Source organism: Aestuariivirga sp., assembly GCF_044239095.1.
Classification (GTDB): Bacteria; Pseudomonadota; Alphaproteobacteria; order Rhizobiales; family Aestuariivirgaceae; genus Aestuariivirga.
In genome coordinates this window covers 1-3482 of sequence record NZ_JBIICB010000364.1, presented here as the reverse complement: position 1 = coordinate 3482, position 3482 = coordinate 1, and the positions used below count along the sequence as shown (strand labels likewise).

General features: G+C 62.9%; 3 protein-coding genes. 1 reads left to right on the top strand and 2 read right to left on the bottom strand.

Features of this window, described 5'->3' with window-relative positions; translation table 11 throughout:
• Positions 1 to 343: 343 nt before the first annotated feature.
• The gene (locus ACILRA_RS21220; RefSeq protein ID WP_395664039.1) at positions 344 to 997 is read right to left on the bottom strand and encodes a DapH/DapD/GlmU-related protein; all 654 of its coding nucleotides are present in this window, start codon (positions 995 to 997) and stop codon (positions 344 to 346) included.
• A gap of 70 nt (positions 998 to 1067) precedes the next feature.
• A complete protein-coding gene (rpmB, locus tag ACILRA_RS21215) occupies positions 1068 to 1367 on the bottom strand; it encodes a 50S ribosomal protein L28 (RefSeq protein WP_395664038.1) in 300 nt (99 codons plus the stop codon).
• A gap of 617 nt (positions 1368 to 1984) precedes the next feature.
• On the opposite strand from rpmB, the gene ACILRA_RS21210 reads away from it, so the two are divergent.
• Positions 1985 to 3482: helicase-related protein (locus ACILRA_RS21210; protein WP_395664037.1), on the top strand; the 1498-nt coding region annotated here is incomplete at its 3' end.

Genomic DNA, 3482 nt, shown 5'->3' with positions numbered 1-3482 from the left:
CAGTCCCACCAGGAACGCGCCTATCGGCGTTGAAGACCGCCACACCCCCCTGATACCGTCATCCCGGCGAAGGCCGGGATCCAGCTTTGTCTCAGCATGTGCGGAACGAAGTGAGCTGGATCCCGGCCTTCGCCGGGATGACGCACGTTGGTGGGCAGTCAGCCTTTCTCATACTTCGCCAGAAACGCTTCCACACTGAGTTCACGCATGTCTGCCACGGCCTGACCCAGCCTGTCATGCTCCCCGTCCCACCAGGAAAGCGCCTATCGGCGATGAAGACCGCCACACCCCCTTGAGGCCGTCATCCCGGCCTTCGCCGGGATGACGCACGTCGGGGGGGCAGTCAGCCTGTCTCATACTTCACCAGAAACGCTTCCACGCTGAGTTCACGCATGTCAGCCACCGCCTGGCCCAGCCTGTCATGCTCCCAGTCCCACCAGGAAAGCCTGATGATCCGTGCACTGATGTCCGGTGGAAAACGCCACTTGAGAAAGCGTGCGGGAACGCCGGCCACCACGGCATGCGGGGCAACATCCTTGCTGACAACCGCACCCGCGGCCACCACGGCGCCATGCCCGATCTTCACACCCGGCAGGATGATGGCGCCATGGCCGATCCACACGTCATGCCCGATCTCCACCCGCTGCGAGATCCGCCGCTCACGGAAGTCCTTGTCGAGCTTGGCGCCGGCGAAATACTCGTTCGGGCGGTAGGTGATCTTGTGCTGGCTGATGCGCTCCATCGGGTGGTTCAGCGCATTGATGCGGCAATGGGCGGCGATGGCGCAGAACTTGCCGATCGAGGCATAAATCACCTCGCCGTCACGCTCGATGTAGGAATAGTCGCCAAGCGTGGAATCGAGGAGCTGCACCCGCTCCTTCAATTCCGTGAAGCGGCCGAGCGTTGCGTTGCGCAGCTGCGCCGTGCCGTGCACGCGCGGGCTGCCGTCGCGTGGGGCCTGGGGTGCGCCGGGTTTCCTGGGGCCGTCATCGGTCATGTGCTGCACATAAGGCAAAAGCCGCCCCGGTTGGAGCGGCTTTTGAATTCAGAACAGATCTGACAGATGATCAGGCGGCTGCCTTGGCAGCCTCGATCTTCTTGGCGATCGAACGCTTCAGGCGGAGCGCCTTCTCGGAGAGCTTGTCGTTGTCGGCCTTCATGAGGAAGGCGTCCAGGCCACCCACATGCTCAACCGACTTCAGCGCGATAGCCGAGACGCGCAGGCGATAGGTCAGGCCCATCGCATCGCTCATCAGGCTCACGTCGCAGAGGTTCGGCATGAAGCGGGTCTTGGTCTTGTTGTTGGCATGGCTGACCTTGTTGCCAACCAGCGCGTTCTTTCCCGTCAACTCACAACGGCGGGCCATGGGCGAAACTCCACAATAAGAATGATGACCGGACGGCAGGATGCCTCCGGCTCGGATGCCGGGTCTATAGTGGCAGAGACTTCACCGGTCAAGCCGGTAGGCCCAGCTTTCTGGCCATGAGACACGGAAACCTGTTGTTTCATTCTGGTACAGGCAGGTTAACGCAGATGGGCCTGACGCGACAGGGCCCTGCGGAATGCGCCTTGCGTCTGGTATGCGGCGCCGCGTTCCGCCACAACATGTTGCGAGAACAAACAGCGAAAAAGAGCGTTGCAGCGATTCGACCACGCTCCGTTCCGCAGTTGATCCATTCCGTTAAGATGCTCAAGCGCCGATCACTGGCGGGGGTAAGCATCGGTCAACCATAGGCGGGCCGGTGGTAAGGAAGCAGTGCCTCAAACCAGCCGGAGCAGCATGCGGCGGCGCCGGGGCGGCTTCGGCGAAGGCCCGCAAATGCTGGGGAACAAAAAAGGAATCTCGAATGGAGACCGATTCGGGCCAGATTCGTTCTGCTTTGAATCCAATCCCTAACAGGACGGTTCAGAACGAGGCAAAACTCCTTGACCTGCAGGGACATGCGCCCCAACTGTTTCGTGAAGGATTTTCGCAGCCGCCCCATGCCCTCTCCCAAAACCGTGACCGCCGTGCTGGGCCCCACCAACACCGGCAAGACGCACCTCGCGGTGGAACGCATGCTGGGGCACGGCGGCGGCATGATCGGCCTTCCCCTGCGCCTGCTGGCCCGCGAGATCTATGACCGGGTGCGCCTGCGCGCCGGTGATGCCGCCGTGGCGCTGGTGACGGGCGAGGAAAAGATCATTCCCGTTCAGGCGCGCTACTGGGTGTGCACGGTGGAGGCCATGCCCGCCGACATCGAGGTGCCCTTCCTCGCCATCGACGAGGTGCAGCTCTGCGCTGATTTCGAACGCGGCCACATCTTCACCGACCGCGTGCTGAACCGCCGCGGCCGCGACGAGACGATGCTGCTGGGGGCCGCCACCATGCGGCCCATCCTCGAAAAGCTGCTGCCCGGAACCACATTCGTTTCCAGGCCGCGTTTCTCCCAGCTTCTCTATGCGGGGCAGAAAAAGATCACCCGGCTGCCGCGCCGCTCGGCCATCGTCGCCTTCTCGGCCGACATGGTCTACGCGACCGCCGAGTTGATCCGCCGCCAGCGCGGTGGTGCCGCCGTGGTGCTGGGGGCGCTTTCACCGCGCACGCGCAATGCCCAGGTGGCGCTCTACCAGTCAGGTGACGTCGACTATATCGTGGCGACCGATGCCGTCGGCATGGGCCTCAACATGGATGTGGACCATGTGGCCTTCGCCTCCACCCGCAAGTTCGATGGCTTCCAGTACCGCCAGCTGAACCCGTCCGAACTGGGCCAGGTGGCAGGCCGCGCCGGGCGCTACATGAATGACGGCACCTTCGGCGTGACGGGCGAAGCCGACCCCTTCGACCCGGAAATGGTGGAGCGCCTCGAAAGCCACAATTTCGATGCCGTGCGCATGCTGCAGTGGCGCAACCGGGAGCTCGATTTCGGCTCGATCGAGCGGCTGAAGCAGTCGCTGAACCAACTGCCCCAGATGCAGGGCCTGACGCGCGCCCAGCCCAATGCCGATATCCTGGCCTTCGAGGCCCTCGCCCGCGACCCCGCCACGCGCGACCTGGCCAAATCCAAGAAGGACGTGGAGCGCCTCTGGGAGGTGTGCCAGATCCCGGATTACCGCAACATCTCGAACTCCGAGCATGCCTCGATCGTTTCCCGCATCTATCAGTTCCTGCAGACGGGCGACGGCTTCATCGAGGAAGACTGGTTCGTGCGGCAGCTCAGGCACTGCGAGAACACCCAAGGGGACCTGGACACGCTGTCCAACCGCATCAGCCACATCCGGACCTGGACTTTCGTCGCCAACCGCCCGGATTGGCTGAAAGCGCCCCTCTATTGGCAATCTTATGCGAGAGAGATAGAGGACAAGCTATCGGACGCCTTGCATGAGCGGCTGACACAGCGTTTTATCGACCGCCGTACCAGCGTGCTGATGAAGCGCCTGGCCCAGAAGGAAGAATTGATGTCGACTGTTGAGGAAGATGGCGCCATCCACGTGGAGGGCG